A 26,604-nucleotide genomic window follows, 5' to 3' on the forward strand; every position below is an offset into this window, starting at 1 on the left:
GGCTTGGGGGCGTCTGACTAGCCAATCAATTGTTCGTGCTATTTATGGTGTGTTATTTTGCCGATAGCTCGCTTTCGGTGACCCATTTATGGTTTGTAACAGGTGCACCGCCGGTTGTCGGTGTATAGTCTACGATATATACGTTTGTTTGCTCGGCTGAATCTATGGTTGCCTTCACTCCATTCATACCGGGCATGTGATCGGCCATTAGAGTAACTTCAGTTCCTTTATTCAGTGGTTTATTTCCCGCATCCTTTATTTCCTCTTGTACAACCCATTTGTGGTTCGTAACCTTTTCACCGCCTGTTGTTGGGACGTACGAAACAGCGTATACAGTGGTTTGATAAACCTTGACGATCGTTGCTGCAGCGCCGTCCATGCCCGGCATATGATCAGTGTGTATAACTGCGTGGCTACCAGCTTTAAATTTAGGATTATCAGCCTCTCTCATACCATCAGGGAGCTTGTCCGAAGATGTATGGTTCATGCTGTCCATCTTCATGCCTGAATGATTCGTCTCTTGCTGACTCTTGTTTGTCTCTTGATTTGAAGTTTTGCCACATGCACTTAAAGTAACAGCTAGTATCACAGCCGCACTAAGTAAAGCAATCTTCTTATTCATAGAAATATTCCCTCCACTGTTCTTTCGATATTTCCCCCGCGTATTAGATCAAGAGCTCTGATGCCGGTGTCTGCTTCTAAGGTTTTAAACCCATCCCTTTGCAAATATGAGATCACGACCTCCCATAAAAGCCACCGTTCCACTCAAATATAATACCATACCCCTCTATGGTATTCAAACCAGACTCTGTCTTGTTCGGCTTCCCCAAAAAAGAAAAGGGCTCTCCCACTAATTAGGAGGCCCTAATGAATGTAAAGCAAAATCAAGATAGCGAACCGAGCGCTTCAGGAGTAAAAGGCTTCAGCTCATCAAGCCGGCCATCTCGTACCTTAGCGGCCCACGCCGGGTCAACCAGTAACGCACGGCCGACTGCAACCAAATCGAACTCCCCGTTGTCGAGCTTGTCGATCAAGGAATCCACGTTCGCCGTACCTGCAGTTTCTCCTCTAAACGACGAGATAAACTCATTATCGAGACCTACGGAGCCAACAGTGATGGTAGGTTTACCGGTTAATTGTTTCACCCAGCCCGCCAAATTAAGATCGGAGCCGGCAAACTCTGGTTCCCAGAAGCGGCGGGTTGAACAGTGAAATACATCAACACCAGCCTCTACAAGCGGCGCAAGGAATTGAGCCAATTCATCGGGAGAAACTGCCAATTTGGCCGCGTAATCACTTGATTTCCATTGCGATATTCGCAGTATGATAGGGAAATCGGGACCAACGGCGCGACGGCAAGCCGCGATAATTTCAGCCGCAAAGCGGGTTCTTTTCACAAGGTCTCCACCATATTTATCGGTGCGCTGGTTAGTTCGTTCCCAAAAAAACTGATCGATTAAATAACCGTGGGCACCATGTAGCTCAATTCCGTCAAAGCCGATCCGCTTGGCGTCCGCCGCTGCTTGTGCGTATGCGTCAATAACGGAATCGATCCTTTCCTGACTCATTGGCTCGTTGACTTGTTCCCCGGTTACTAGATCTATGCCCGAGGGTCCGATCGGAAGCTCCTCTGGGTTTGGAACGGCTCCGACCTTCCGATCCGTGCCGATATGCCACAATTGGGGCATAATCAACCCGCCGGCTTCATGTACTTCTGCAACAACGCGAGCCCAACCCTTAAGAGCTTCCTCTCCATGGAAATTAGGAATATTCGGATTATTGGTGGCAGCCGGATCGTTGATCAGCGTGCCCTCTGTAATAATAAGCCCTACACCGTTCTCAGCACGGCGGCGGTAATATGCCGCCACATCAGGACCCGGCACTCCTCCGGGAGAGAACGCTCTCGTCATTGGAGCCATGACGACCCGGTTCTTTAGATTCAAGTTTCCTAGCTTAAAGGAGTCAAATAAAGGTCCTAGACGCTTGGAGTCCACTTGGCTCTTTTGAGTATTCATTTTTGGCTTTACCTCCATTACTAAAGTACATTCTGGTTTCATCATTATTCTTGTCAGCTAAACTGTAACATGTAATATAACAGTTATTACATTCACTATACCATACTTTTCCCAAAAGTACTACTTGTAACCTCGGAGGTATCTCTACAACGAAATCTGATCCAACTCGTTGTTGGCTTGGTCAGGCCGTCCTGATCCCAGTTCTTGAAACGTTTGACTCATCCCAAAGACTTAGTACTTGCCGCTACACTACGAATGAAAGATTGCAATTCTTCGATAAATACTTTGGCCGCTTGGCCGAGAAATCGATCGGTCCGATAGAGGATGCAAATCTCTTGACTAGGTGTCGGATTTAACAGGGTGACCGTTGAGATTCTATCATGGTGTAAATAATCGAGCAGCATTCTAGGAAGCACAGCCACACCAATCCCTTGTGCAACTAAGGAAAGCAGCGTCGATAACGTCGAAGTCACAATCGGGGTGTTGATCTCAATGCCGTGCTCTTGACAGCAGGTGCGAATAATTTTCGTTATTTGATGCTCAGGACCGAACATAACCATCTTGAGCTGCTGCAGCTGTTCAAATGGAATCGCCTTTGACTTTGCAACGGGGTGATCGTACGGTACGGCCAAAGCAAACTCCTCATGAAATAACGGAATCGTTATGATCCGTTCATCCGGATTCTGCGGCAGCGTCGTGACGCCCAGATCCCTTTTACCGTCGACAACTTGTTCATAGACGTCCATCGTCTCCGTAACGCTAATGGTAAGTTTGGGGTATCTGCGGTGAAAGTCAATCAATAGTGCATCAAACAACAGGTCCCCATCCCCAGGTAAAATCCCGATGTCGAGCTTGCCTCCTTCCATTTGTTTCAGATCTGTGATCGCTCCTTTAATATAATCAATGCGTTCAAAAATCTGATGAGCTTGTTCTAACAAAATCCTTCCAGCATCAGTTAACGCAATGCGCCTGCCAAGTCGATCGAATAACGGCAGCCCAAGCTCATTTTCCAAAAACTTGATTTGTTGACTCAAGTTCGACTGCGTCGTGCACAGCTTCTCGGCTGCCCTTGAAAAATGCATCTCCTTACATACAGCTACAAAGTATTCAAGCTGCCTAATTTCCATGCCGCATCTCCTCCTGCCTCTTAACGATCTCTCCTGTCATTGATTATATAATAGTCACCATTGATTACCAATGGTTTCCACTCCCCGATTCATTACTCAAACCGATCGTTTGCATCGGAATCTCGTGATTGTTACTCCCATCAAGGTGAAGGTACACTTTGATTAAGAAATCGAATGAATCAACTACACTTAGGAGGCGTTTTAAAGATGACACAATCCATTCTTCGAACAGGAATTATGCTGCGTCAGATGGTAATCGGACAGCTGCAAGCAATGACAGAAACTCAAATAGACTTTCAATCACCAGGCTTGAGCAATACGATTCGATGGAATATCGGTCACATGATTTACTGGTTCGATAAATGCTCGGCAGTTTCCTTCGGAATACCTTCGGCAATCCCGGCTCATTATGAAACCTTGTTTGGAAGCGGAACGAAGCCATCCGATTGGGTAATCGCCCCGCCTGCCAAGGATGAACTGCTGCAAACGCTGGCAGCGCAGCTGTCCCAATTATCCGAGCTCAGTCCAGATAAGCTTGACACGATTCTTACATCACCTTATCAGCTCGGTCCGTTCGAGTTCAACACAGCTGGTGAATTATTGAACTTCGCGCTCCTTCATGAAGCCATTCACCTTGGGATGATTTCAAGTCAAATCAAATTCATTTGTTAACAAGAGGAGGTTGGCAATATGCCTTTCCTGACAACGAAAGATGCAACGTGCCTTTATTATAAAGATTGGGGTTTGGGGAAGCCTGTCGTTTTTGTGAGCGGATGGGGATTGAGTGCTGAAATGTGGAACTATCAAATGATTGATTTAACTGCCCGGGGGCTTCGCTGCATTGCCTATGACCGGCGGGGACACCGGCGATCGGATGATCCTGGTCACGGCTACCACTACGATACGCTTGCTGATGATCTCGCTGCACTCATCGATCATTTGCACCTTCAAGATGTGATGCTGGTCGCGCACTCTATGGGCAGCGGGGAGATTGTCCGCTATTTAACGCGATATGGCAGTGAAAAGGTGAAGCAGTGTGTCTTCATCGGCACAACGCTGCCCTTCCCGTTGAAGTCGGATGATAATCCCAGTGGATTTGATCGAAGTCTCATCGACATCAATCGATCGATGTGGAAAAAGGATTTTCCCCGCTGGCTGCAAGTGAATGCTGCTCCGTATTTTGGCGCCGGGCTGCCTGGATGTGAGGTCACGCCGGAAATGACGGAGTGGACAAAATCCGATATGCTGCAGACATCGCTCAAGGCCATCCTCGATTGCAATCTCACACTCATCGAGACCGATTTTCGCGCGGAGATGCATGACATCTCGGTACCCACTCTGTTCATTCACGGGGATAGCGATCGTTCAATGCCCGTCGAAATGTCAGGGAAGATCGCTGTCAAGCTTGTGCCGAATGCCCGCTTCCACTTGTACGAAAACGCTCCGCATGGACTTTACATTACGCATATGGAGCGCATCAATAACGATCTGATGGCCTTCGCATTGCATGAGCAGTAGAACAAGAGCCCCGTCATGTATTTCTGACCATACGGAACACTGCTCACGTTTATTATGACATTCGCCTTTTAGCCATTCTATAGTCAATCATACAAGCTTCTTCGATTCGAGAGCGTATATTATCGAGGAGGTGAGCACATGAAGAATAAGACTATCGTAAAAAAACCAGGAGTTAGAAAAGCTGTTATTACTCAAACTCTTCCTACACTGGTGCTTTGGGAGAATAACGATCAAAAGGGACGCCGTCTTCGTTTTCGTGGCAACTTGGGGGTTCGCACCCTAGTGATTTTTAACTTCAATGATCTGCTGTCGAGCTTTGTGTTCGCAGGAAATCGCAACAGCACCCTCGTACTTTTCCGGGATATCAATTACCAAGGACCCCGCAAGGTGTTTCGCGGCTCCATCGAAGTAGACAGCCTGCCTGACTTCAATGATCAGACATCATCCTTCATCATGTCGCGCAGACGTCTCACCAATGCTGAAATCGACGACATCCAAGCGCGTCGTGTTGCACCGGAAAATTTTGCAGAGGTTCTCGGAAACGGGACCGTTGCCATGAACAGAAAAGTTGTAAAACATAATTAGCAAGAAGGAAGGACGATCCAGGCTTAGGCCCAGATCGTCCTTCTTTGTTTTCAGGGAAGGGCAACAGACAACTAGTCGCAGAGTTGTTTTTCCAGCACCTTGTGAACTCATTCGTTTACGCCCCCTCGATATAAGTGAGTGAGCAATATCTTATTTACAACCTAGCCTTTCTCGCTTTATAATTCATAGTATACTAATCGGAATTAGGAGGTATCGTGATGGGCTTCATTAATCGACTCACACAAGAAAAATGCCCCGTTTGCAACGAAATGCTTCTTACTCATAAATCTAATGTGGTTTTGTCGCATATTATTAAAGCTTGTCCACAGAACCATTACGAGAAAGAATTCATCCCGTCCCTAGAAGGCTATGTGGAGCATTACAGTACTGCGACAAAATAAGTATTTGCACATGTTCTATTCTTAGGTAAGTATAGAAAAATCATTAGCCCTGACGCGGGAGCTAATGATTTTTGTTTCATTTCGATAGTTTTCCGTCCCATGCCATGATGCCGCCTTGCAGATGAGCAAGTTCACGGTAACCGTTCTTCTGCAGGACTCGCGCCGCCTGTTTGCTTCTCATCCCGCTTTGGCAATATAGATAAATGCTTTTTCCCGCTGGAATTTCACCAATCCGCTGTTTCATTTGGGATAAGGGAATATTGACTGCCCCGGCAATATACCCTCGCTTGACTTCATTCGGTTCCCGAACATCCACGAGCATTTTATTTGGGTTTGTTTTCAGTTCATCTTTGAACTGCTCCGTCCTTAAGTTTTTAAGTCCTTTGACTCCAGCGAATCGTGAATATATAAACATGGCAAAGAGTGCGATGACCACAATTCGTATGGTTACATGTATATCCATCATTACAACCTCTTTTCCTTAAGGCTTATCGGCTTTTCACAAGTAATTCCATCGCCTGCTGAACAACTTTGCTCGTATCTCTTCCGGCTTCTTTTTCTTCCAAAATGCATTGCTCTAGATTAACCGCAACGATGTAAGCGATGGCCTTATCCGCAGCACTTCTTACGGCAGATAACTGGGCCACAACATCTTTGCAGGGCTGCTCTTCTTCCATCATTTTCAGCACACCGCGAATTTGTCCCTCTACCCGCTTTAATCTCTTTTTCACGTCTTCATCATAGTGCATGTGATACGACCACCTTTCCTTTACACATCATAATAACTGTCTGCCCTCCTTTAAATAAACAAGTTGACTTTAGCGTCTGCAGCGTCTCCTAAGTAAGCAGCAACGCCCGCGTATTCAATACCGTCCAGTAACTCTTCCTGCTGCAAGCCAAGCAGGTCCATTGTCATGGTACAAGCAACCAATTTCACTCCTTGCTCCTGAGCCAGTTCGATGAGCTGCGGCAGCGTCAAAGCGTTATGCTTTTTCATAACATGCTTGATCATTTTGGGCCCAATACCGCCAAAGTTCATTCTGGACAAACCAAGCTTGTCTGCTCCGCGGGGCATCATTTTTGCAAACATTCTCTCGAGCCAACCTTTCTTCACGAATGCAGACTCATCCTTGCGCAGTGCGTTCAGGCCCCAGAATGTGAAGAAAATGGTCACCTCATGATCGTAAGCAGCTGCTCCATTGGCAATGATGAAGGCGGCTATCGCTTTGTCCAATTCCCCGCTAAATAATACAATCGTCGATTTTTCTTTGTTCACGTCCATATCAATCCTTTCTATCTTTACACATACGAGTATGGGTATGATTTCTGTTAAAAAAAATATCGGTCTTGACGATATTCGATACTGGCACGATTGCGATTCGTGTTATGAATTCATTGTATACCCATTGGGGTATGGTTTCAATCGGAGATTAATGCCAGTATGGACAGATGTGCTGTTTTAGAAGCCATGGTGTGTTCTTTTTAAAAAAGCTGCCACTCTCGTGGCAGCCATGTTATATTTTTCAGGAGCCTTTCTTCACAACAAAGGTAAATACACCACTGTCTTCTCGTGCCTCTACCAGTTCGTGATTGGTTTGGTTCACCCATGCCTGGAAATCCTTCATGGAGCCCTTGTCCGTCGTTTGCAGCTCCATGGTTTGCCCCGGTTCCAATGTGTCGATTCCCTTCTTCGCCTTTACAATCGGCATCGGACATGCCAGTCCTTTTGCATCTACAACCAAGTTTGCCATCTGCGTTTCTCTCCCTTTACATAGTTTCGTAATATACACTGCGCTGCGATCCGGGTTCCATCTTGAGTTCAGATGTACGATATAAATCTACATGCAACTTGGTTGCACTGGATCGCAGTAATCTCTTGCTTTGCGACTTGTTTAGAAGTTCAAGCTTACTTGCGCATCAAAGGCAAAATCCAAGAAAGTCGCAGCGCCGCCCAGTTCGATCCCTTCAATGAAATGTTCCGGCTGCAGTCCCATCACGTCGATCGTCATTTGGCAGCCAATGAGGCGCACTCCGGATTCTTTTGCGATTTCCATGAGCTCTCCGATGGAAGGAACATTGTTTTTCTTGAACCCTTCCGCTAAACCTTCATTGCCGGGCTTCAGCCGAAGCAGCTGCTCGGACTGTTTGTGAATGATGGAAAGCCCCTCAAAGGTGAAAAAGATGGCGACCTCAGCATCAAGCGCCGCCGCGGCTGTGGCTATGTTCAGAACCTTATAAGCTGTTTCAAGACCGCCGGAAGATGCAATAAGAGCTACTTTTTTGTTGGCCATGATAGTCAGTCTCCTTTTCGTAATCCCATTATAATTTTTGAATTAATCTTGCTCTAATTCGTGTGTCCACTCGGACATGCCAGGAATGACATTCTTGATGTGGGTAAACCCTTTTTCCGAAAGAATCTGGCAAGCCATATCGCTTCGGTTTCCTGTACGGCACACGACGTGGTATTCTTTATTCGGGTCTAGCGTCGACATTCGCTCTTCAAGTTGGCCCATAGGGATCGATATTGCACCCGGGATGCGCCCGAATGCATACTCGGCGGGTTCCCGAACATCGATGATAGCTAACTGAACCCCTGATGAAATGTTGGAGTGGATCTCTTCATTCGTTGTTGTGTGCGGATGCTTTTTCTCCACTTTTGTATCAGCCGGTTCGGCTTTACGAATAAAATGGCGAAATACGCCGTCTTCTTCTTTTAATCCTACATATTGATGCCCTGTACGGCTTGCCCATCCCTTGAGGTCTGCAACTGAGCCTTTATCTGTCGCGCGGACTTCCAATACTTCGCCGGGTTTCATTTCATCGACGGCTTTCTTGGTTCGAACAACGGGCAGCGGACAAGCGAGCCCTTCGCATTCCAAAGTGCGATCTACCTGCAATGTTGCCATGATAAACCTCCCATTATAGTTAAAATGACTTAGACTCCGTAAACGACATCTCCGGACCACTTCGACATGCCGCCCGGCATGTTGATGACGTGAAAGCCCATCGAAGAAAGGAAATCGCAGGCTTGGCCGCTTCGATTCCCGCTGCGGCAGACGACGATCGTTTCCTGCTTAGGATCCAATTCATTCAACGCTTTTGCGATTTGTCCAAGCGGTATATGCTTTGCACCAGGGATATGTCCGGATTCCCACTCTTCAGGTTCTCGCACATCGAGAATCACGATGTCCTCTTTCCTCTTCATTCTCTCCAAAACTTCTTCCGGTAATTGCTCTGTGTACATAGGTTTCTCCTCCTTGATGTTATCTACTAGGATTTATTCGTCATGAACTGCGTAGCGATTTGGACCGATCTCCATGTCTCGTTGTTCCTCTTCCGATGGTGTGATCCTCCCCATGTTGGTTTGCCGAATTTCTTGATAAGCGTTCGGCTGCGGAGGCAAATTCTCGGTAACCGTTTTGCGGAATGCGGTAACGTCTTGAATATTCAGTCCCGGATTCTCTTTGTACAGATCGCCAAGTCGTGCAGATACCTTGCCCCCTTCACCTAATTCTGTGAACTTACCGAAGTGAGCAGGAAGCACGATAAGGTTATCCGATAGCTGCTTATAGCGCTCATAGAGTGTTGTTCTCAAGTCTGATACCCAATCTTCCGCTTTACCGGCCAAATCAGGACGCCCGATGGATTTCACGAATAAAATATCGCCGGAAAGTAAATACTGATCATCCACAATTAAGGATGTACTGCCAATCGTATGACCCGGGGAATAGACCGGTTGGATCTTAATTTGTGTATGCCCTACTTCCATGGATTTGCCATCTTCCAGCTTCTCATAGGCGAATACCACTTCGTCCGCATCTTTTGGCGGCAGCCAGTATGTTCCACCTGTTTGTTCGGCTAGCTGCCGTCCACCAGAAATGTGATCAGCGTGAAGATGCGTGTCAATGGTGTGCTTGATGTTCACATGATTCTTTTGGGCGTAATCCAAGAAAACATCCGTCATACGTACGGCATCAATAACCGCGGCTTCTCCGTTAGAGATCACCTAAGAGAGGCAGCCTTTGCCGATGCGGACAAATTGGATGATTTCACCGCCGCCCTTCAAATCACCTATCTTAACGGGCTCCAGATGCTCACTCCACGATTTCATGCCGCCTACCAAATAGGAAACCTGCTGCTTCCCTGCTTCAATCAGCTGCTCAGCGACGAATTTCGAAGAACCTTCTTTGGCACAGACAACCAGCACTTCTTCATTGTCCGGAATCTGGTCTAGAATCACTTCGACACCGTCAATCAAATCAAAGTAAGGCTTGTTGATGACCTTTACCTGATTGCCTTCGATTTTCCAATCGTTAAAGTCACTTTCGTTGCGCACATCCAAAATAAAAAGCGATTCGTGATTCAGTACCTTTTTTGCCAGCTGAGCTGCGGTTCTTCCTTGAAGTTGAACTTGATTTGTCATGTTGATTTCCCCCTTAGAATAAAATCGACATCCATATTTTGATCACCGTTGCGGTGATTAGAACAGCCAGTATCCATTGAAGAATTTTGGTGTTGATTTTTTTGCTTAGTTTGGCTCCCAACGGAGATGCAATCAAGCTGGCTGCCACAAGGGCAATGGACGGAATCAGCAGCATATGCCCGCCCATCAGCTTACCTGCCGTCGAGCCGATTGAGGAAATAAACGTAATTGCAAGCGAAGATGCAATCGCAATTCTAGTCGGTATCTTCAAAACCACGAGCATGACCGGTACGGTGATAAACGCCCCGGCAGCTCCGACAATTCCCGAAACCGTTCCGATGATCAGGGCGAGAATAACAGCCAAGGGTTTGTTAAACATAACTTGACTGACATCTTGACCTTCCAGTCCTTTCTTGGGCAGAAACATGAGGATAGCCGCAATTAGTGCGAGCACCGCGTACACCATATTGATCGCTGAGCTCGGCAGAGAATTGGAGACGAAGCTGCCCAAGAAACTGCCGACAATGATAGAGACGCCCATGTAGAGAACAAGCTGCTTGTGAAGGAGTCCTCCCTTGCGAAAAACGAACATCCCCATCATACTCGCAAAAAATACCTGAACCGCACTTATCGCTGAGACTTCCTGAGCTGAAAAGGCTGCAAAACCGAGAAGCGGCGGGATAAACAATAGCATCGGATAGTTAATGATCGATCCGCCGATTCCCACCATCCCCGAAATAAACGAACCCAGGAAGCCAATCGCGAAGATGGTCAAAATCCATGCCAAATCCATTTAGGCCCCTGCCTTTCTACATTCCGTATTTATTATCATGCTCTACTCTCAATCCTCTATATACCCCACGGGGTATTATTTGAGGCAAAAAAATTTCTTGTTAGAAAAAATCATTGTTGGGATTTTCCGACAACAAGCTCCCAAGATTGATAAGTGTAATCTTGTTATCTCCCCTTCCTTTCCGTCAATACTTATACCCGTTGGGGTATGTGAATAATATAAACTTATTTACTCTGTTCGTCAAGTCTTTTGTGTCAAACCGTTCATTTTGCTCTACATCAATCACTCAACCAACAATTCTTGAAGCCATTAGTCTTAATTACTGATCTATTTACTTAATGAGTATATAGTTTTGTCGATACAAGAAACCAATCGCTTTTCAACATCCTCTGCAATGCCTTGGAGACTGCTGCTATCAAGCATACCTATTAGAGATGTTGGTTTCGGCAGACCTATTTTCGTTGTTCCCTGATCCTCATAAACCGTGATTTTGCAAGGCAAGAAATACCCGACAATCGCATTTTCGCTTAGCACACGCTTGGCTTCAACTGGATTACACACTTCGAGAATATGATACTTTTGGTCAAAATCGATTCCCTTCTCTTTAAGCTTCTCCTGCATATCCAGATGCCAGAGCACGCCAAACTCTTCTTCCTTCAAGTTATGTTCAAGAGCGGCAATAGCTTGCTCTATCGATTGGCTGGTTTCCACAGTATAGTGAAACAAGAATGATCACGTCCTTTCTTGTTTTTATAGTGTTCGCATTTTGGTGCAACTTATGTGCAAAATAAAAAATCATTAGCACTTGGAGCATGCTAATGATTTTTACATGTATTTGACTAGGATGGAACAATTAACAACATTTTCCATTACATATACGCAGCCTGTTAGACGTACGATAACGTTGGCCATTCATTACCTGCATGTAGCCTTGCATACCTTCATTCACATGAGTCAGATTTTGAAAGCCGCTTCGTTTCAGGATCCGTGCAGCTCTCTTACTATGATATTTGGAGTCGGATATAAGGAATATTTCATCTTCTGTATCGAATTCCTTTTTGTTAACGTAAGGCAATCGGCCTAAGGAAATGTTAATGGCCCCTTCAATATGATTATCATGATAGTCAACCTGATCTCTTACATCCAGTACCCTGAAACTTACCGATTTTTCCTTTAATAGCATGCTTAATGACTCGATATCTATGTGTTTGAGATCTTTAACAGGCTTCATTCGTTGAATAAAATATAGAGCAAATACGAAAATAATAATCGAACTAACCATAAATGTGACCCCCCTCGTTTCCGTTGTTTACAAATCGATTATATACCTATAAGGGTATCAAAACAACAACAGATCACTGGTAACATTTATTTCGTCATCTATAGATCCATAGGTTTGCTTAACCGGTCTGCATAGAAATCAAAATAAAGGTTACCATCCGTACCCCTGACAGCATAAAAAACATCACTAAGTATATACCCTTTGTTCCGGACTGCTTTCTCAATCACTTGCTGCTCTATATTGGCTTCTTGGAGATGTTCATGAATGAGCTCTCCCTCCATAATGAGTTCGATCGGAAATTTAGAGCTCGTCGCAGATGATGATAATTCGATTTGATTGTGGGGTTGGGTTTGCGGCTTGATTTGTGACTGCAGTTGTAAATCCTGAAAAGTAAGATTCCGGTATTCTTTCTTCTTTAACACCGAAAGCTTTCCGTTCACTTCAAGCAGCGCATAATCTACTTCAGCAATATCGAAAATATCTTTTTCACGAAGCATTTCGTTTAACGAATCCAGCGTGTACTTATTTTTCTTCATATTATGCTCTAGCAGCTTCCCGTTCTCGATGAGCACAGCAGGTTTTCCGAACAGCCATTTCTCGGTCTTGCGGCTTTTTAAGGTTGCAATGGAAATAATCCATGAAGTAATCGTAAACACGGATAAAGAGATCAGCAGATGGGACGTATCTATCTTATCATTGAAGGCAAAGTTCGCAGAAATGGCACCTAATATGATAGCGGTAACAAATTCATGAATATTCATATTGGACAACGTCTGTTTTCCGATTAGCCTTGTAATAACCAATAGAAGAACAAATGCAGCAATGCTGCGAACCAGGATTAGGAGATGCTCAGACATGAATTTCCTCCGGCAAAAATGTTAGAAATATTTTGCCCGTCGATGAACTCATTTATCCTTGATTCCTATGTATAAGATGGTTCGTAATGAACATGTACCTCAAAAACTTCAGACGTTCTCTTCCGTTCATATTCCACTCTAGTGGCGATTTGATGGGCTATTCAAAAGCCAGGTCTGCATGAAGTAACAAGACTACATCTACAATCGCATTACTGCCGTAATTTCTTGCCCGAAGTTCCTTGATATCCTGTCCATACTGAGAACAGATCCGGTTTGTGAGTCTCCCCTTGAAATATGGATGTAACAGCCTTTATTAGCACATCTATACCTACTGAAATCGTAATAAAAGATGCTACTAATGAAGCATTTGTTTCGGACTTCACCCAATTTTAGATTGCCTAATCTCTCCTGTTGATCCATAACAGTTCTTTACTCTCCATTTCGCTGTCGTTGCCTCGTCTATGATAGCAGCACCCACTTATGTGGGTCTAGAGAAACGTTTTTTCGTAACAGCGAATAATTAGATGTAAGTAAAGAGAGTTGCACATCATAAAAAATGATAGCCTTGTCATTCACTCCAACTCATGAAGCCATCAATGAGTATCCAAATACCTAATAAGCCTAGGACAGCGCCGGTCAATTTCTCCGACCATTCACCTAAATATCGTTTCAATTTGGAGCCGAAAGTAAGTCCCAACCACGTAAAGATAAACGCTTGAAGAGCCACAAATAGTAGTGTTAATAGAATAGGAACCCCTAACAGACCTATAGAGAATCCAATTGCCAATTCATCTAAGCTAATACTCAGAGCAGTCAGAATTAGAGTCCAGCCGACTAAATTTCTTGCAAGCTTCCCTCTTCTTCATCCTCGTCTTCAAAAAAAAGCAGCCATATTGCAACAGCTAATAATGCGATCCCGCCGATTAGTGAAGCCCAATCTCCGATAATATGACCGGCGCTTTTACCGATGAACAATCCAACTAACGGCATCAAAGCTTCCGCGCACGCAAACGTGAACGCAATTTTTGTTTTGCCTTTGGTCTGAACAAATCCTAAGGAAATTGACATCAAGAGTGTATCCATTCCTAGTGATAAAATGAAAACAATCATCTTCAGAGCATCCATAGCATTCCCCCATCTAACAGCTAATTTTCGAGAATCTTGCTAAGCGGAATTATCATTCATCCGTCCCGACTTCGCTCAAATTTTGCACATTGAATAAACGAGAATAAGCGCCGTTTCGTTTCATTAATTCCGAATGCGTCCCTTGTTCTTTGATTTCCCCATTCTCAATAAGTACAATTTGATCAGCATGTGTGATGGTCGAAAGGCGATGAGCGACGATTAATGTTGTCCGATCCTTCGCTAATGCTTCAAGAGATTCTTGAATGAAATGCTCCGATTCCAAATCGAGTGCCGAGGTCGCTTCGTCCAGCACCAGAATACGGGGATTCTTTAGAAATACTCGGGCAATCGCAATACGCTGCTTCTGTCCTCCCGAAAGCTTAACCCCACGCTCTCCGATCTCCGTCTCATAGCCTTTAGGCAGGTTCATGATAAAATCATGCGCATTAGCAGCTTGAGCCGCTTGCATAAGCTCCTCATTGGAAGCGTCAGGCCGCCCGAACAAAATGTTTTCGCGCACACTGCCACTAAACAAAATGTTGTCCTGCAAAACCATACCAATCTGATTTCGCAAGCTTTGGATGGTAACATCCTTGATATCGGTGCCATCTAGCCGTATGGTGCCTTGCTGGATATCATAAAAACGTGGAAGGAGACTAATGAGAGATGATTTACCGCCGCCGCTCATTCCAACGAATGCAACCGTCTCCCCGGGATTGATGCTCAATTGTATCTGATGTAAAACCCAATTCTCAGAGCTAGGGTAGCGAAAACACACGTTCTCAAATTCGATTTTCCCTTTCACGTTTTCCATTGATTTCGCATGAGGAGTATCTTGGATGTCGTAAGGTTCATGTAATAATTCAACAACTCTTTCCAGAGATGCGCTTGCTTGTGTGAGCTCAGTTGAGGAATTGACCAAGCGCCGAAGCGGACTGTACAAGCGTTCCAAATATCCGAAAAAAGCAACTAGAGCGCCAAGTGAAATATGTTCTTGAATAACCTGAAATCCGCCATAAAATAACACCAATAATGGAGCGATGTCGGTCAACGTATTAATGATGGAAGTAGTCAGTGCATTCCACTTCGTTACATCTAGCGCTCTTTGCAAGAAATGATAATTTTTCTTTTCAAAGCTTCGCTTCTCTACATCCTCCAGGGTGAAGCTCTTGATGACGGAAATCCCATTCACCCTCTCTACTAGATACCCCTGCATATCCGCTAAGGCTTGCGAACGCGACTTTGAGAATGCCCTAAGCTTCCTATAGAGCTTTTTTACTGCAAGCGCATAGAACGGGAGAATCGCAATGGATACCAAGGTCAGCTTCACATCCATAAAAAACATGAAACCGATGGCGATCGAAAGAGTGAATACATCTAACCACACATTCATGAGTCCCGTCTCGACGATACTTTTCGTCTGATCCGCATCATTGATCATTCGGGATATGATTTCACCTGTTTTCCTGTTTTGGTAGTAACTTAGAGACAATTTTTGAATATGTCCATACAGGTGATTGCGTAAATCATATAAAATCCTACTCGTCGTTAACTGCGCGAAATACTGCCTAATGTATTCAACAGGCGCTCGTAAAACAACGAATAATGCAAATGCAAGTAACATGACATCCACCATTCTCTCTGTCTTAACCGAGGCGGACAGCGAACTTAACAGCAGGTCGTCAACGACATACTTGACAATCATCGGAAAAGTGAGCGGAATGCTAAATTTAATCATGCCAATTAGCAGGGTAATGAGTATGAGCTTCCAGTAAGGTTTGACAAAAGAATAGTACGATTTGAAATGATTCATCGACGCACTTCCCTCCTCTCGTACAGATAGTTCCGTTCATTTTACTATTCCCTTTCGGGGATAGAACATCTAGTTGTGCGGTTATATTGCGTGTAATGAACATTTGAATAAAAAAAGCCACTTTCGACAAGTGGCAGATCAAGTAATACGAGTACATTTTATCCTGAACGTCAGGTTAGAATCAGTTAGCGGATTGACGGCTCATTTGATTCACAGCACTAAACAAAGCTTTAACAGAGGAGTTCATGATGTCAACGTCAATACCGCATCCCCAATATACACGACCATTCGCAGCGGTGATACCGATATAAGAGACGGCCTGTGACTTCGAGCCTGTTTCCAAGGCGTGCTCCTTATAGACCAAATCGGAATAGTTCAACCCGAGATTCGATTGAAGAGCGTTGCTGATGGCATCGAGTCTTCCGTTACCGGCACCTTCAATTTCTTTAAGTTCATTGCCGGAACGAATCGTGACGATAGTTTGATAATCCTCATTGTCCGTAAAGCGGTATTTAACAAGCTCAACAGGCTGATTAATATTTACATATTCTTTCATGAAAATATCGTGGATTTCTTCCGGCATCAGTTCTTTTTGCTGCTGATCGGAAACGTTCTTCACGCAGTACCCGAAGTTTTCACGCATTTTTGCAGGAAGATCAAGGCCGTACTTCATCTGCAGAATATACCCGATCCCACCTTTGCCGGATTGGCTGTTAATACGGATAATATCGCCTTCATACTCCCTGCCGATGTCCTTAGGATCAATGGGCAGATAAGGAACCGACCAATGTTCAGGCTGCTTTTCCTCGCGCCAATTCATTCCTTTTGCAATTGCATCCTGATGGGAACCTGAGAAAGCTGTGAATACAAGCTCGCCGCCGTAAGGGTGTCTTTCTCCAACTCTCATTTTGGTCAGTCGCTCATATACAGAGATGATCGCAGGAATGTTATCAAAATTCAGCTTCGGATCTACGCCATGTGAATACATGTTGAGCGCAAGCGTCACAATGTCTACATTCCCCGTTCTTTCTCCGTTTCCGAACAATGTGCCTTCCACGCGTTGGGCGCCAGCCAGCATTCCCAGCTCCGCATCCGCCACGCCTGTCCCTCTGTCGTTATGCGGATGGAGCGACAGGATCACATGCTCGCGGAAATTCATATGATCGCTCATATACTCGATTTGGCTTGCGTACACATGAGGCATCGACATGGATACGGTAGCAGGAAGATTGATAATGACCGGGTTCTCTGCCGTCGGCTGCCATACATCAAGGACACTATTGCAGATATCCAGAGCAAAATCGATTTCTGTACCGGTAAAGCTTTCCGGTGAATATTGGAACTGAAAGTTCCCTTCGGTTTCTTCCGCACACTGCTTCAATAGCTTGGCGCCGCTGACAGCGATGTAGATAATCTCTTCTCTGGATTTGCGGAAAACCTGTTCCCGCTGTGCCACAGAGGTCGAGTTGTACAGATGAACGACGGCTTTTTTCGCACCTTCCAATGAGGCAAAGGTTTTGCGGATAATATGCTCCCTCGATTGAGTGAGCACTTGGATCGTGACATCATCAGGGATCAAGTTCTGTTCTATCAATGTGCGCAAAAAGGTGAATTCCGTTTCCGACGCCGCGGGAAAACCGACCTCGATTTCCTTAAATCCGATCTCTACGAGCATTTTGAAGTATTCCAGTTTCTCTTCCAGATTCATCGGAACGATTAAAGCTTGATTACCGTCGCGAAGGTCAACACTGCACCAAGTCGGCGCCTCTGTGATATATTCCTTCTTCGTCCATTTCAAGCTTGTCTCTGGCGGCATAAAATATCCTCTAGCGTACTTTTCAACATGTTTCATGATGATCTTCCTTTCATTATTATGTCTGCTGATTGACCACAATCGGACGGAACAAAAAAAGCCCTTCATCTCCACTAAACAGAGACGAAAGACTTTGACATCTTACGCGGTACCACTCCGAATTCACGCCATAGACGGCATGCACTCAACGGATACGGGTTTCCCCTTATATCCTCCTGATGATAACGGCTAGGCTCCGGCTCCACCTACTTGATTGGTTCAGCGAGCAACTCCAAGGTGAGTTCCCATTTTCTCCACGGCTGTTTCACACCGACCAACAGCTCTCTGTTCGCTTAGAAAATCGTACTAATCCTTTTCAACGTAATTTAAATTATTAGGGTTAATGTTAAATCACTTAGAATTCGGTGTCAAGTCTAATTTGAACGGATCATAAAAGGTCTCTCTCTACATGATTTCTTTTTCCATAATAAAATCATCCATGACGAATCCATTTCCGATATCTGCCATTTGTTCTCTTACTTTTCGAAAACCTTTTTTCTCGTAAATCGCGATACTGGATTCATTATGTCGATTGACAGTCAGCCAAATATGAGTAAGATTTCGCTCTTTGCACAGCTGCTCAATATACGCCAAGGCATGGGTGGCAAAGCCATGTCCTCGGTGCTCCTTCGCGATATAAAATTTACTCAAAAATAGCTTTCCTAGCTCTTGTTTGACCGCCATATACCCCACCGCGGCACCATCATGATGGAACAAGAAGTAGTCATAGCCCTGATTGCGGATCTGATCCGTTATCGCTAAATCCGATTGGAATTTGCTGATCATGTAATCAATTTGCTCAATGGTAATCACGGATACGTAATATTCACGCCAGATTTCAGCGGCTAATCGAGCCATTTCTGTAATCTCCTTAGATGAACTTACAAGTGAAATCATTGGCTCCATAGTGTGCACACCTTTCCAAGTTGTAGATCCCTTAACCTTCATTCACATTACCCTTCCAACTTATGACGCCGTGAAGCGGAGATACGTTGTACCCAAGCTGTGCCGCCGATATTGCTTCCGATCACTCCGAAAATAATCACCGCAGCTCCTATGATATGGTAATATGTCAGCTGCTCGTTCAAAAAGACAACCCCAGCTAAAATCGAGACCAGCGTCCCCAGGTTGATAAACACGCTCATTTGAGAGGCCTGCAGCTTCGAAAGCACCATGTTGGAGAGCAGCGACGATACCAGTGAGGACAGGACTCCAATGTACAAAATCGAGCTGATAAAGCCGCCATGACGGAGAGGCTCTACCAACGACTTCCACTCTCCGGATGCCGTATGCCGGGCTAATGATAGCAAGGTGAAAGCGACCATTCCGATTAGCATCATAACATAAGTAAGCTGAATCGGCGTGAATGAGCGGGTTAACGAACGCGCCATAACGCCATAAGCGGATAAAGACAGGGATGATAAGAGCAGCAGAACCATGCCGCTCAAACTCGATCCCTGGAGTGATGCGCCCTCCATCAAAAGAATATAGAGGACTCCGGCTACGGAACAGACGACGGCCCCTTTTTGAAGCCAGCTCGTTCGCTCTTTGAGAAAAACAGAGGCCAGGACCAGCGTAAATATCGGATTAGACGCTTGAAAAATCCCTCCCTCCGACGAAGTGGCATGCACCAGTCCAAAGGCCTGCAAGCTGAAAAACATAGCCGGGTACATAAGCCCAATTGGAAGCAGCCTCCACACTTGCCTCCACGGCAGATTCAACCGAAGCCACCCGCTCCCTGTCACCCCAGCGATAAGTCCGAACGAAATGATGAATCGATAGGCGAGCATATCAATCGGATCCGCCACTTCTAACGCAAGCTTGGTAAATAAAAAGGAAAATCCGATGATGAACGCGTATAATAACGCTAATGAATACGTTTTGCTTGTAGACAACTTCGGAACACCCCTTCCTGTGAGTATAGCGTGAGCCGGCCGGCTTCCTGTACGACAAGCATAATCTAATGAAGGTGAGCTCTCAACACAAAAACAAGCAAACTGTACCAGTACAGTTTGAGACTGACGTGCGGTGTGGCGACGCATGACGGTCGTCAATCACACAGGAGGAACCCGACATGCATAAGTATGCGGAACTAATGAATGATATCGAGCAAAAGCTGGAGGGCGGGGAATTTCGCGCCGGGCAAAAATTGCCATCGATCCGGGAAATGGCGGACCGTTACGGGTGCAGTAAAAGTACGGTGATCCGAGCTTATACCGACTTAGAAAAACGGCATTTGATCTACTCCATTCCACAGAGCGGTTACTATGCCGTCGTGAAAAAATCAGGCGACGCTATGCGTCCGGACTCGTCTTTCATCAATTTTGCTTCGGCTGCCCCGGATCCAAATGTCTTCCCTTACCTTGATTTTCAACACTGCATCAATAAGGCGATCGATATGTACAAGTACGAGCTGTTTTCCTATGGCACTCCGCAGGGCCTGCCCTCACTGGTCAAGGTGCTGAGCAAACTTTTGGCCAATTATCAGGTCTTTGCGCAGCCAGACAGCATCTTTGTTACTTCCGGCGTCCAGCAGGCGCTGTCGATTTTGGCCGGCATGCCTTTTCCCAACGGCAAGAAGACTGTTCTCATCGAACAGCCTGGTTATTATTTATTCATCAAGCTCCTTGAAATGAGGGACATCCCTGTCATCGGTATCAAACGCACGGCATCGGGTATCGATCTGGATGAACTTGAAACCCTGTTTCGAACCAAGGATATCAAAATGTTCTATACGACACCGCGGTTTCATAATCCGCTCGGTACCTCCTACCAGGAAGACGACAAAAAGGCCATTGTCAGGCTCGCCGAACGCTATGACGTGTATGTCGCAGAAGATGATTACCTAGCCGATCTGGAAAATGATACAAAGTCCGATCCCTTGTATGCCTATGGCAGCTCCCGGGTCATCTATCTCAAAAGCTTTTCAAAGATCATCTTCCCCGGTCTCCGCGTCGGCGCTGCCGTGCTTCCGCCCGATCTCAGAAGCACTTTCGGCTGGCACAAAAGGTTGACGGATATCGACAGCTCCATGCTGTCTCAAGCCGCTCTGGAAATTTACATTCAAAGCGGCATGTTTGAACGACGCAAACAGCGGATTCACGACACCTACCACCGCAGGCTGCAGGTATTGAACCGCTCCTTGCCAAGTGGAACGACATGGACAGCGTTCAGCACGCTCATGTCCATGCTGGTGTCCATACACATCTGGAATTTCCAGATGGCTTCCCTCTTAGTACGCTGCATGACCGTATGAAGAAGAAGCGAATCTGGCTGGAAACCCAGGAGCCTTGCTATTTGACTGGATTTGAACGGCAAACTCTGCTTAAATTAAGCGTATCTGCCGTAGATGAGCAGGATATTGAACCAAGCGTGATCGCCATTCTTCATGAAAGTAAGCGACTGCTTCACTGAAAGGAGTGATTTTTCACATGAACAACAGCGGACAAACTCGATCGAACATCCGTCCCGGATTGATGGTCGACATTGTGCTGAAGCAGGATCAACGATCAGGTGCGCTGACCCGGGGCGTCGTGCAGCAAATTTTAACGAATTCACCCAACCATCCGCATGGCATTAAAGTCAGGCTGCAAAGCGGTGCAGTCGGCCGGGTTAAGCATATTGTATCGGGGGAATAAACTCATTTGTACTGCTGTCGGCAGCTGCCGGCTAACCTTCTGATTTCCTCAGCAAGCCTCTGGTTCACAGGGTACACCTTCTCAATGTATTGTAAAATACGAAGTGCCGATTCTGGAACCCGATCGTATCCCTGCATCATCTCGCCTATGATTTGAGCAAATTGAGGATGCCGCTTCTCCAACCTTCGCTCCAGCCCGAATGCATCCGGGAAGTAAGCTTTTTCGGGCTCGAGCAAATGCAGGACCTTTAGGATACTGCCTACCGCATAGCTCTCCACAAATCGGATTGCCGTCAGCTTCTCCCCCTTGCATAGCGGCCTAATCCGACATATAAATTCGTTAAGGCCTCGTTCAGTGGGTGCTCTAAGCTGCTATCTTTCAAACTGGGCGCGGGCTGAGCAGGTTTTGCGAAGTCCACCCCGGTATACAAAGGATGCATCCAAACGACCCGTCCTTCGGAATACATACAGCTTTCCAGCTCCCGCTCTTCGAATATGGCATACTCGCCATAAATGCCGTCCTCAAATAATATCTTGCAGCCCACATCGCAATTTTGAAAAGAATACGCTAACGGATGAGCCTCCTCCAGCCAGTCGAGTTGTTGGATATATCTCTCCTTATACCCTGGCTTGACAATCACGAAAAAATCTAGATCCGAGTACTCATCCAGCCGATCAGTCTCGATCCCAACAGAGCCCAGCCCCAGCAGCACCTCCGCTCCCCCCTTCCGTTCCAGCACCTCGCCGATTTCATCTAAACGTTTCAGCAGTTTCTCTGCTTTTGACATATACTACTCCTCCTCAGCATTCAAATAGGCATGAAAAAAAGGGCCCAACCTCACATACTTCGCGAGGTTGAACCCTTCGGTTACATAGCCTTTAAGATTTATCTGCAACATATCATGGTTAGGAATGGCTGTCAAGAAGATCCAAGCGTTACTGAAATCTACAGCTCATTCCTTACAATATTTCAATATACCCATCTGTTCCATGCACGCGTATTCGCTGTCCGTCTTTGATCAATGTAGTAGCATGCTCCACTCCAACTACTGCAGGCAATCCATATTCGCGGGCAATAACAGCACCATGAGTCATTAGTCCGCCAACCTCGGTGACAAGTCCTTTAATGGAAACAAACAAAGGTGTCCAGCCGGGGTCGGTAAAGGAGGTAACTAATATATCTCCCTCTTCTAGATTCGCATCTGCCACATCTAAGATGACACGTGCGCGCCCTTCAATGACCCCTGAAGAAACCGGCAGTCCTACAATTGCATTAGCCGGCAAATTCTCACGGTTGTACGTGCCTGTAATCACTTCGCCATCAGACGTGAGAACACGCGGCGGAGTTAATTTCTCGTAGAATTTGTAATCGTCCTTGCGATTGCTGATGATCTGGGTATCGAGTTTATGGGTGCGTGCGACTTCATGCAGCTCTTCAAAAGTAAGATAGTAGATATCTTCTATTTCATGTATGACACCAACTTGAACGAGTTGTTCAGCCTCTTTTAGCAGTGCCTGTTTATAGACGTAGTAACGATTAATCATGCCATACTTGGGATATTCCCGATAACCGATGAAATTTCGGATGATGTCGATCATTCGTTTTGTTTCTTTGGCTTTTTGTTCACCATCCGGTAATGTCTTCAATCGTTCTAACAGCTCTCGCTCTTTGTCCAAAGCTTCCTGGCGTCCTTGCTCAAATTTTCGATTACCTGCATGAGGCTCAAAGTTCTTGACGTTACTCAAGATGAGAGGGATCAGTGTACTTGGTTTTTCACTCCAACGAGTCCTCGTTATATCGATTTCACCAGGGCATCGCATTCCGAATTTATGGAGATAAGCATAGATCGTGTCCCTAGCTTCCCGGCCACCACTCAACTTAACCAGTTCGTCTAAAAAGCTATCCTCTTTAGCATGCTGTAAATAATCAATGATTTCAGGAAAAGGACGAATCACATCCGCGACGTCCATTAGCGCCAGACCCATTTGCGAAGTAATATTGTTCGGTACCGATTGAGATAAGGTATCTGCTGCGTTTTTTTCTCCCAACCATTCGTTCATGTTTTCATTGATCCATGTGGTAGCCTGCATAGCAGCCATAAACACAGCCGTGCTTTGTGGGTTAAATAAGATCTTTTTAATTGTTGGATATCTTCCAAAATAAAGTCAAACAGTTCCGATCCTGTTTTCCCTTGGATGCTTTGTTTTAATTCATCTATGGATGCTTGAGTACGCTTCATCAGATCAGATACGATGGTCGGATCGTTCTCGAATTGCGCGAGCATGTCGGAGTGATTTCTGACCGGAACCGGAGCAGATTGATCATTGGGCAGCATTTTGATAAAATCTCGCTCTATGACGGTCATAAGCGCACCTTTAATAAGCGGATCGGATCCCAGATTATTTAATAAAGTTTCGCGGCCGACAGGTGTTGCCAGCATAGGTGCCACATCAACAAACAGCCTCCCTGCGGCTTTACGCATACGTGCTGGAGTAACTAGCAGATAAAAAGATAATCCCAATGGTTTTATAGGATCCGTCATCATTTGTTGATGTCCCACAGATAGATACACGTGATTTTCTTGATCATTCGTTTCAGGAATCGGGAATAAAGTCGTAATCGGCCGGCTCTGGACGATATAAAAGGTATCATCAGCCAAACACCATTCGATATCTTGTGGTTGCCCGAAATGAGCCTCGATCCGTCTACCGATACGTGCCAACTGTAAAATTTGTTCCTCCGTTAGCGTTTGAGTCTTTTGGTGTTCAAGAGGAATCTGCCGCGTCTCTGTTCCTCCGTTTTTTCGTCCATAGATGGCTAATTGTTTGACTGCTATCCTCTTTTCAACGATTTCTCCATCCTGCACCTTGTAGCAATCGGCTGATACCATGCCGGAGACTAGAGCTTCTCCAAGTCCAAAGCCGGCATCGATGGAGAGTACTTTCCGGTTCGCGGTAACGGGATCTGCGGTGAATAATATCCCCGAAGCCTGCGGAAACACCATTCTCTGAATGATCACGGATAAGTGAATCTGCCTGTGGTCGAAGCCATTTTGTATACGGTAGATGACCGCGCGCTCCGTAAATAAGGAAGCCCAGCATTTACTGATATGCTGCAGGATTGCAGCTTGACCGATGATATTTAAGAAGGTGTCTTGTTGACCGGCAAAAGAGGCATACGGTAGGTCTTCAGCTGTCGCACTGGAACGCACGGCATAAGCATGTTCTTCGCCTAATTGGGAGAGATAGTGAGTTACGCCTTTCTCAACCTCGGACGGAATTTTCAGATTTATAAGGATTTCTCGTAGCTTTCTGCTGATTTCGGCTATTTGGGCTCGATCTTCTGCCTTTAAATTGGTTAAACGATCGATCCACGTATGATACGCCTCGTTTTGCTCGATAGCTTTTTGAAAGCCTATTGTTGTAATACAAAAGCCTTCCGGAACTTGTATCCCTTCCATTTTGGCTAATTCCCCTAGATGTAACCCTTTTCCGCCTACGAGCCAAAGCTGCGATTGTTCCATTTCATGAAAACCGAGAACATAAGAACTCATTCCATATCTCCCCTAACCATTAAAATGAGAAAACATTTGACAAGAGCTCACCGGGGTGGTACAATTAAATTGTAAGATACATTATCCATGTCTTTACGTCGATTATAAAGACAGTTGTTCTCTATCATAACACCATGTACTTATATATGCAATAGGAAAAGAACCAGGCAAATGGCCTAGGTTCTTTTTTATATGCGGAAACGTGGTTTCAAGCTGGACTTGCTCTGTTTTGGCACAAAGAATAATCCAGGGCATGAATAACAACAATATTAGGATAACAACACATTTATGGGAGTTTTTTATGCGTTCTAAACGACAAGTAACATCCACAATGCTTTTAAGTTTAATAACCCTGATTTGTTTTATTGCCATCGCGTCCACTTTACAAACTCAATGGATAACAAATTTCGATAAGGTTGTTATTCGTTGGGTTCAAGGTTGGGAATCTGCTCCTCTCACCTGCATCATGAAATTTTTCACTCAAATTGGATCTTCTCCGGCTGTTATACTGATCTCATTCTCCACCATCTTCATCCTATATAAGTACCTCCATCACCGAGCTGAGCTTATACTGTTTGGCGTTTTGTTAATTGGTACAGTTTGTCTCAATCAAATTCTAAAAATGATTTTCCATCGTGAGCGGCCTTCACTGCATCGACTTATTAGCGAAACGGGTTTTAGCTTTCCAAGTGGTCATTCTATGGAAGCATTTACTCTCTACGCAGCGATCGCATTTTTGCTGTGGAGACACATTCCCACCCGTACAGGGCGAACAGTTGTTATTGTTGCGTGCATAGGTATGGTCCTGATGATCGGTATTAGCCGTATCTATTTAGGCGTCCACTATCCAAGCGATGTCATGGGTGCTTACCTGGCAAGCGGTTTCTGGTACGGTTTTACAATCTGGTTCTATCAGTGGTACATGGAGTATCGATATTTCAAGCAAACGGCATAAGCTTAAACGAGATCATTGCGTATGCCCATTGATTTCCGTATTGGTCCGTCCTTCTGCGATTAGTTGTAGGATTGTAGGCCTCCAGCTCTCTTGCTGTCAGGTCTAAATGAGGTCGCAGTAGTTCATTCTTAACCAAACGGATTCAATATCAATCCAATAAGTAAAATTAACAAGAATCCTGTACATACAAGCGACAAAAATATAAAAATGACAATGATTTTGGAAGAACGAAAGCTTCCATTATTAATGCCTTTTCGTTTTGAGAAATAGTCAAGCGTAGCAAGGATGATCACGATAACCCCTAGAGAAACAGAGCATATTCCCACTATGGAAGCGATCTTATGAATATAATACGCATACTGGTCTGATTGAAATATAATTCCTGAGGCTAGGAAGCCAAGCCCAACGGTTGCAATTCCTGTTCGAACCCATGCTAGAAAAGTTCGTTCATTAGCAAGATGCTGTTGCATAAAGGTTGATTCATGGCTCTCCTTTTGCATAAGGAACCTCCTGCTGTTTCGAGATAAGTATCAAAAAGGGGTAGAGATATGAAATCAATCTATGTATAATAAAGAGCGTTGATTAACGGACCCCGGCTTTTCTGAAAGAGGAAAGTCTTTTCTAACATGTACCTACTAGAGTTGAGCGGACTCGTGACTTTTCTGAG

Annotated in this window: 28 protein-coding genes, 3 pseudogenes and 1 other annotated feature; of the genes and pseudogenes, 6 read left to right on the plus strand and 25 right to left on the minus strand. The window is 45.2% G+C overall.

The features are described 5' to 3' along the window. Positions 1 to 52 precede the first annotated feature (52 nt). The 3 genes from L0M14_RS11535 to L0M14_RS11545 form a co-directional block, all read right to left on the minus strand. Positions 53 to 622 (minus strand): YdhK family protein, encoded by a 570-nt coding sequence (locus tag L0M14_RS11535; protein WP_235122219.1) that lies wholly within the window; start codon positions 620 to 622, stop codon positions 53 to 55. Between the two features lie 262 nt (positions 623 to 884). Then, a complete protein-coding gene (locus L0M14_RS11540) occupies positions 885 to 2,015 on the minus strand; it encodes an NADH:flavin oxidoreductase (protein WP_235122220.1) in 1,131 nt (376 codons plus the stop codon). Between the two features lie 218 nt (positions 2,016 to 2,233). Then, positions 2,234 to 3,142 carry a LysR family transcriptional regulator gene (locus L0M14_RS11545; RefSeq protein ID WP_235122221.1) on the minus strand — a complete coding sequence of 303 codons (909 nt, stop codon included), beginning with the start codon at positions 3,140 to 3,142 and terminating at the stop codon, positions 2,234 to 2,236. 207 nt (positions 3,143 to 3,349) lie between these two features. On the opposite strand from L0M14_RS11545, the gene L0M14_RS11550 reads away from it, so the two are divergent. From L0M14_RS11550 to L0M14_RS11560, 3 genes are all read left to right on the plus strand, one after another. After that, a complete protein-coding gene (locus L0M14_RS11550) occupies positions 3,350 to 3,814 on the plus strand; it encodes a DinB family protein (RefSeq protein WP_235122222.1) in 465 nt (154 codons plus the stop codon). An 18-nt stretch (positions 3,815 to 3,832) separates the two neighbouring features. Next, positions 3,833 to 4,660 carry an alpha/beta fold hydrolase gene (locus tag L0M14_RS11555; RefSeq protein ID WP_235122223.1) on the plus strand — a complete coding sequence of 276 codons (828 nt, stop codon included), beginning with the start codon at positions 3,833 to 3,835 and terminating at the stop codon, positions 4,658 to 4,660. Positions 4,661 to 4,798: 138 nt separating this feature from the next. Next, positions 4,799 to 5,245, plus strand: coding sequence for a peptidase inhibitor family I36 protein (locus L0M14_RS11560; protein ID WP_235122224.1), 447 nt, complete (start codon positions 4,799 to 4,801; stop codon positions 5,243 to 5,245). Positions 5,246 to 5,722: 477 nt separating this feature from the next. Here the strand turns inward: L0M14_RS11560 and L0M14_RS11565 are convergent, their stop codons facing one another. From L0M14_RS11565 to L0M14_RS11645, 18 genes and pseudogenes are all read right to left on the minus strand, one after another. Beyond that, positions 5,723 to 6,112 (minus strand): rhodanese-like domain-containing protein, encoded by a 390-nt coding sequence (locus L0M14_RS11565; protein ID WP_311198873.1) that lies wholly within the window; start codon positions 6,110 to 6,112, stop codon positions 5,723 to 5,725. Between the two features lie 22 nt (positions 6,113 to 6,134). Then, complete coding sequence (locus tag L0M14_RS11570; protein WP_235122225.1) at positions 6,135 to 6,395, minus strand: metal-sensitive transcriptional regulator; 261 nt, start codon at positions 6,393 to 6,395, stop codon at positions 6,135 to 6,137. Between the two features lie 50 nt (positions 6,396 to 6,445). Continuing rightward, complete coding sequence (locus tag L0M14_RS11575) at positions 6,446 to 6,928, minus strand: DsrE/DsrF/DrsH-like family protein (protein ID WP_235122226.1); 483 nt, start codon at positions 6,926 to 6,928, stop codon at positions 6,446 to 6,448. Between the two features lie 241 nt (positions 6,929 to 7,169). Then, on the minus strand, positions 7,170 to 7,397 hold the full coding sequence (locus L0M14_RS11580) for a sulfurtransferase TusA family protein (RefSeq protein WP_235122227.1): 228 nt from the start codon (positions 7,395 to 7,397) through the stop codon (positions 7,170 to 7,172). 141 nt (positions 7,398 to 7,538) lie between these two features. Next, positions 7,539 to 7,937 carry a DsrE/DsrF/DrsH-like family protein gene (locus L0M14_RS11585; protein ID WP_235122228.1) on the minus strand — a complete coding sequence of 133 codons (399 nt, stop codon included), beginning with the start codon at positions 7,935 to 7,937 and terminating at the stop codon, positions 7,539 to 7,541. 42 nt (positions 7,938 to 7,979) lie between these two features. After that, a complete protein-coding gene (locus L0M14_RS11590) occupies positions 7,980 to 8,552 on the minus strand; it encodes a sulfurtransferase TusA family protein (RefSeq protein WP_235122229.1) in 573 nt (190 codons plus the stop codon). A 29-nt stretch (positions 8,553 to 8,581) separates the two neighbouring features. Further along, on the minus strand, positions 8,582 to 8,890 hold the full coding sequence (locus L0M14_RS11595) for a rhodanese-like domain-containing protein (RefSeq protein ID WP_235122230.1): 309 nt from the start codon (positions 8,888 to 8,890) through the stop codon (positions 8,582 to 8,584). 33 nt (positions 8,891 to 8,923) lie between these two features. Then, a pseudogene (locus L0M14_RS11600) lies at positions 8,924 to 10,069 on the minus strand (MBL fold metallo-hydrolase). A gap of 13 nt (positions 10,070 to 10,082) precedes the next feature. Beyond that, positions 10,083 to 10,862 carry a sulfite exporter TauE/SafE family protein gene (locus L0M14_RS11605; protein ID WP_235122231.1) on the minus strand — a complete coding sequence of 260 codons (780 nt, stop codon included), beginning with the start codon at positions 10,860 to 10,862 and terminating at the stop codon, positions 10,083 to 10,085. Positions 10,863 to 11,189: 327 nt separating this feature from the next. After that, a complete protein-coding gene (locus L0M14_RS11610) occupies positions 11,190 to 11,588 on the minus strand; it encodes a DUF302 domain-containing protein (RefSeq protein ID WP_235122232.1) in 399 nt (132 codons plus the stop codon). Between the two features lie 127 nt (positions 11,589 to 11,715). Continuing rightward, positions 11,716 to 12,144, minus strand: coding sequence for a rhodanese-like domain-containing protein (locus L0M14_RS11615; protein WP_235122233.1), 429 nt, complete (start codon positions 12,142 to 12,144; stop codon positions 11,716 to 11,718). 98 nt (positions 12,145 to 12,242) lie between these two features. Further along, on the minus strand, positions 12,243 to 13,001 hold the full coding sequence (locus L0M14_RS11620) for a DUF421 domain-containing protein (protein ID WP_235122234.1): 759 nt from the start codon (positions 12,999 to 13,001) through the stop codon (positions 12,243 to 12,245). Between the two features lie 568 nt (positions 13,002 to 13,569). Next, complete coding sequence (locus tag L0M14_RS31865; protein ID WP_350340498.1) at positions 13,570 to 13,788, minus strand: manganese efflux pump; 219 nt, start codon at positions 13,786 to 13,788, stop codon at positions 13,570 to 13,572. 47 nt (positions 13,789 to 13,835) lie between these two features. Beyond that, complete coding sequence (locus L0M14_RS11625; protein ID WP_235122235.1) at positions 13,836 to 14,126, minus strand: manganese efflux pump; 291 nt, start codon at positions 14,124 to 14,126, stop codon at positions 13,836 to 13,838. A gap of 52 nt (positions 14,127 to 14,178) precedes the next feature. After that, positions 14,179 to 15,939 carry an ABC transporter ATP-binding protein gene (locus tag L0M14_RS11630; RefSeq protein ID WP_235122236.1) on the minus strand — a complete coding sequence of 587 codons (1,761 nt, stop codon included), beginning with the start codon at positions 15,937 to 15,939 and terminating at the stop codon, positions 14,179 to 14,181. Between the two features lie 181 nt (positions 15,940 to 16,120). Beyond that, positions 16,121 to 17,791, minus strand: a complete 1,671-nt coding sequence (leuA, locus tag L0M14_RS11635; protein WP_235122237.1) for a 2-isopropylmalate synthase — start codon at positions 17,789 to 17,791, stop codon at positions 16,121 to 16,123. Between the two features lie 77 nt (positions 17,792 to 17,868). After that, positions 17,869 to 18,120: a binding site (T-box leader), on the minus strand. A gap of 76 nt (positions 18,121 to 18,196) precedes the next feature. Further along, positions 18,197 to 18,649: a GNAT family N-acetyltransferase gene (locus tag L0M14_RS11640; RefSeq protein WP_235122238.1), complete on the minus strand. Its 453-nt coding sequence runs from the start codon at positions 18,647 to 18,649 to the stop codon at positions 18,197 to 18,199. A 95-nt stretch (positions 18,650 to 18,744) separates the two neighbouring features. Continuing rightward, positions 18,745 to 19,686 (minus strand): DMT family transporter, encoded by a 942-nt coding sequence (locus tag L0M14_RS11645; protein WP_235122239.1) that lies wholly within the window; start codon positions 19,684 to 19,686, stop codon positions 18,745 to 18,747. 179 nt (positions 19,687 to 19,865) lie between these two features. Between L0M14_RS11645 and L0M14_RS11650 the strand changes: the two are divergent. Together L0M14_RS11650 and L0M14_RS11655 are read left to right on the plus strand one after the other, a co-directional pair. After that, a pseudogene (locus L0M14_RS11650) lies at positions 19,866 to 21,205 on the plus strand (aminotransferase-like domain-containing protein). A gap of 17 nt (positions 21,206 to 21,222) precedes the next feature. Further along, a complete protein-coding gene (locus tag L0M14_RS11655) occupies positions 21,223 to 21,429 on the plus strand; it encodes a YwbE family protein (protein ID WP_235122241.1) in 207 nt (68 codons plus the stop codon). A gap of 2 nt (positions 21,430 to 21,431) precedes the next feature. On the opposite strand, the gene L0M14_RS31510 is transcribed toward L0M14_RS11655, so the two are convergent. The 3 genes and pseudogenes from L0M14_RS31510 to ppsA all read right to left on the minus strand — a co-directional run bounded on the left by L0M14_RS31510 (position 21,432) and on the right by ppsA (position 24,982). Beyond that, the gene (locus L0M14_RS31510) at positions 21,432 to 21,707 is read right to left on the minus strand and encodes a hypothetical protein (protein ID WP_311198874.1); all 276 of its coding nucleotides are present in this window, start codon (positions 21,705 to 21,707) and stop codon (positions 21,432 to 21,434) included. Positions 21,708 to 21,721: 14 nt separating this feature from the next. Then, on the minus strand, positions 21,722 to 22,216 hold the full coding sequence (locus L0M14_RS31515) for a hypothetical protein (RefSeq protein ID WP_311198875.1): 495 nt from the start codon (positions 22,214 to 22,216) through the stop codon (positions 21,722 to 21,724). Positions 22,217 to 22,388: 172 nt separating this feature from the next. Continuing rightward, a pseudogene (ppsA, locus tag L0M14_RS11665) lies at positions 22,389 to 24,982 on the minus strand (phosphoenolpyruvate synthase). 301 nt (positions 24,983 to 25,283) lie between these two features. Here ppsA and L0M14_RS11670 point away from each other — a divergent pair. Continuing rightward, positions 25,284 to 25,937, plus strand: a complete 654-nt coding sequence (locus L0M14_RS11670) for a phosphatase PAP2 family protein (RefSeq protein WP_235122242.1) — start codon at positions 25,284 to 25,286, stop codon at positions 25,935 to 25,937. Between the two features lie 128 nt (positions 25,938 to 26,065). On the opposite strand, the gene L0M14_RS11675 is transcribed toward L0M14_RS11670, so the two are convergent. After that, a complete protein-coding gene (locus tag L0M14_RS11675) occupies positions 26,066 to 26,437 on the minus strand; it encodes a YidH family protein (RefSeq protein WP_235122243.1) in 372 nt (123 codons plus the stop codon). Between the last annotated feature and the right edge of the window lie 167 nt (positions 26,438 to 26,604).

Source organism: Paenibacillus hexagrammi (genome assembly GCF_021513275.1).
Classification (GTDB): domain Bacteria; phylum Bacillota; class Bacilli; order Paenibacillales; family NBRC-103111; genus Paenibacillus_E; species Paenibacillus_E hexagrammi.

Excerpts from the sequence above, each read along its gene's own strand:
- L0M14_RS11535 (WP_235122219.1), bottom strand. The coding sequence starts at position 622 with ATGAATAAGAAGATTGCTTTACTTAGTGCGGCTGTGATACTAGCTGTT.
- L0M14_RS11540 (WP_235122220.1), bottom strand. The coding sequence starts at position 2,015 with ATGAATACTCAAAAGAGCCAAGTGGACTCCAAGCGTCTAGGACCTTTA.
- L0M14_RS11545 (WP_235122221.1), bottom strand. The coding sequence starts at position 3,142 with ATGGAAATTAGGCAGCTTGAATACTTTGTAGCTGTATGTAAGGAGATG.
- L0M14_RS11550 (WP_235122222.1), top strand. The coding sequence starts at position 3,350 with ATGACACAATCCATTCTTCGAACAGGAATTATGCTGCGTCAGATGGTA.
- L0M14_RS11555 (WP_235122223.1), top strand. The coding sequence starts at position 3,833 with ATGCCTTTCCTGACAACGAAAGATGCAACGTGCCTTTATTATAAAGAT.
- L0M14_RS11560 (WP_235122224.1), top strand. The coding sequence starts at position 4,799 with ATGAAGAATAAGACTATCGTAAAAAAACCAGGAGTTAGAAAAGCTGTT.
- L0M14_RS11565 (WP_311198873.1), bottom strand. The coding sequence starts at position 6,112 with ATGATGGATATACATGTAACCATACGAATTGTGGTCATCGCACTCTTT.
- L0M14_RS11570 (WP_235122225.1), bottom strand. The coding sequence starts at position 6,395 with ATGCACTATGATGAAGACGTGAAAAAGAGATTAAAGCGGGTAGAGGGA.
- L0M14_RS11575 (WP_235122226.1), bottom strand. The coding sequence starts at position 6,928 with ATGGACGTGAACAAAGAAAAATCGACGATTGTATTATTTAGCGGGGAA.
- L0M14_RS11580 (WP_235122227.1), bottom strand. The coding sequence starts at position 7,397 with ATGGCAAACTTGGTTGTAGATGCAAAAGGACTGGCATGTCCGATGCCG.
- L0M14_RS11585 (WP_235122228.1), bottom strand. The coding sequence starts at position 7,937 with ATGGCCAACAAAAAAGTAGCTCTTATTGCATCTTCCGGCGGTCTTGAA.
- L0M14_RS11590 (WP_235122229.1), bottom strand. The coding sequence starts at position 8,552 with ATGGCAACATTGCAGGTAGATCGCACTTTGGAATGCGAAGGGCTCGCT.
- L0M14_RS11595 (WP_235122230.1), bottom strand. The coding sequence starts at position 8,890 with ATGTACACAGAGCAATTACCGGAAGAAGTTTTGGAGAGAATGAAGAGG.
- L0M14_RS11605 (WP_235122231.1), bottom strand. The coding sequence starts at position 10,862 with ATGGATTTGGCATGGATTTTGACCATCTTCGCGATTGGCTTCCTGGGT.
- L0M14_RS11615 (WP_235122233.1), bottom strand. The coding sequence starts at position 12,144 with ATGGTTAGTTCGATTATTATTTTCGTATTTGCTCTATATTTTATTCAA.
- L0M14_RS11620 (WP_235122234.1), bottom strand. The coding sequence starts at position 13,001 with ATGTCTGAGCATCTCCTAATCCTGGTTCGCAGCATTGCTGCATTTGTT.
- L0M14_RS11625 (WP_235122235.1), bottom strand. The coding sequence starts at position 14,126 with ATGGATGCTCTGAAGATGATTGTTTTCATTTTATCACTAGGAATGGAT.
- L0M14_RS11630 (WP_235122236.1), bottom strand. The coding sequence starts at position 15,939 with ATGAATCATTTCAAATCGTACTATTCTTTTGTCAAACCTTACTGGAAG.
- leuA (WP_235122237.1), bottom strand. The coding sequence starts at position 17,791 with ATGAAACATGTTGAAAAGTACGCTAGAGGATATTTTATGCCGCCAGAG.
- L0M14_RS11640 (WP_235122238.1), bottom strand. The coding sequence starts at position 18,649 with ATGGCTCGATTAGCCGCTGAAATCTGGCGTGAATATTACGTATCCGTG.
- L0M14_RS11655 (WP_235122241.1), top strand. The coding sequence starts at position 21,223 with ATGAACAACAGCGGACAAACTCGATCGAACATCCGTCCCGGATTGATG.
- L0M14_RS31515 (WP_311198875.1), bottom strand. The coding sequence starts at position 22,216 with ATGTCAAAAGCAGAGAAACTGCTGAAACGTTTAGATGAAATCGGCGAG.
- L0M14_RS11670 (WP_235122242.1), top strand. The coding sequence starts at position 25,284 with ATGCGTTCTAAACGACAAGTAACATCCACAATGCTTTTAAGTTTAATA.
- L0M14_RS11675 (WP_235122243.1), bottom strand. The coding sequence starts at position 26,437 with ATGCAAAAGGAGAGCCATGAATCAACCTTTATGCAACAGCATCTTGCT.